This window comes from uncultured Corynebacterium sp. (genome assembly GCF_937999985.1).
GTDB lineage: Bacteria > Actinomycetota > Actinomycetes > Mycobacteriales > Mycobacteriaceae > Corynebacterium.
In genome coordinates, this window is record NZ_CALLDG010000124.1 from 1 (window position 1) to 1,360 (window position 1,360).

Genomic DNA, 1,360 nt, shown 5'->3' on the forward strand with positions numbered 1-1,360 from the left:
ACGGGTGAAGCTGACAGCTACGACCGCGCGTGCGTCTTGCCGGTGCGCTGCGGAGAACAGTTGCACCCCGAAGCGCTGCGCGGACACCGTGGTTTTGCCCGTGCCTGGGCCTGCCTCAATAAACAGGTTGGTCTGCGAGGTGGCTGCGGCGAGGCGCTGCTCGTTGGTTAGGTCGTCGATGACGCCGGCGTGGCTGAGTGCCTTGCTCAAAGCTGGATGTCCGGCTCGGCGCTCGAAACGTCCTCGGCTTCGGCGGTTGGCTCAGGCGTCGGGTAGAGGAAGTCGAAGACGCGCTCGATCGGCGCTGGCACGCGAACCTCGGCGCCGATGAGCTCCCGGTTGTCGCGGAGCCGGCCGGCGAGGGCCTCTGCAAACTCGCCCTTGCGGGCTGCTGCTGCGCCGGCGGGCACCGTCTCCTTGCCATCCTTGTGTTTGCCGCGGAACAGGTCTCTGATCGTCTGCGGTGTGACCTGCTCGGGGACGGCCACGTTGATGTCCGTCAAAGCGGCTGTGACCAGGGACTCGTTGCCCTCGGTCAGTTGAGGTTCCAGCGTCGGGTGACTGTGTTCGACTAGCAAGACGTGCGGGTCGTGTTCGTCGGCCCACGGGGGCAGGGTCGGGGTCTGGTCGAAGTCAAGGTCGCTGTCGCGCAGAACGGCCAGACGGCTGCACAATTCGTGGCCCGGGGTGGCGAGCAGGCGAACCGCCCATGGGCCCACCTTCGTTCCCATCGGCACGATGCTCAGCGCGTCAACGAACGACTGCTTGTCAGGGTCATCTTGGGCCCACGCCCAGCCGAACTCGCGAAGCACCGCCGCCTCGGTGACGCCCTCGACGAGCAGGAGACGGTCGGCGAAGAGAGAGGCTGACCTGCTGGCATCCAAATGAAGTCGAGCCTTACGCAACACCTCAGCTGAGTTCTTGCCCAAGGGGATGTCGGCCACGGCTCGGCAGACTCGTCCTCCGGTGCCGTCTCGGCGAGCGATGACGAGCTCAGTTGGATCGCACGAAGTGATGATGTCTGTGGCGTGGCTGGACAGGATGACCTGAAGCTCAGGGCGCTGTTCAACCTGTCGGCGCAGGTAGCGGACGAGGGAGTGCTGTAGCTGCGGGTGCAAGTGGGCTTCGGGTTCTTCGATGACCACAGTGACGTGGAAGGGTCCGTCAGGATAGAAGGAATCCTCGACACTCTCGCTATCGACGCGAGCCTGTCGCAGGGTTCGTTCCGCATCCTCAAGCTCGCTGGCGGTCGTGCCGTCGTCATCCACAGCCGACCGTCCCGTCGAACCTGCGGTGACGTCCATTACCGCCCTCGCAATCTGCGTGGAGTCTGGGATGGCCGCGAGAGTTACTGCGATGT

At 64.8% G+C, this 1,360-nt stretch carries 2 protein-coding genes; both read right to left on the reverse strand.

What is annotated here, in order from left to right:
- Positions 1-210: UvrD-helicase domain-containing protein (locus tag Q0331_RS05910; RefSeq protein WP_298075529.1), on the reverse strand; the 210-nt coding region annotated here is incomplete at its 3' end.
- Positions 207-1,360, reverse strand: a 1,154-nt coding sequence (locus tag Q0331_RS05915; RefSeq protein WP_298075530.1) for an ATP-dependent endonuclease, incomplete at its 5' end; no start/stop codon positions are given. The genes Q0331_RS05915 and Q0331_RS05910, both read right to left, overlap by 4 nt.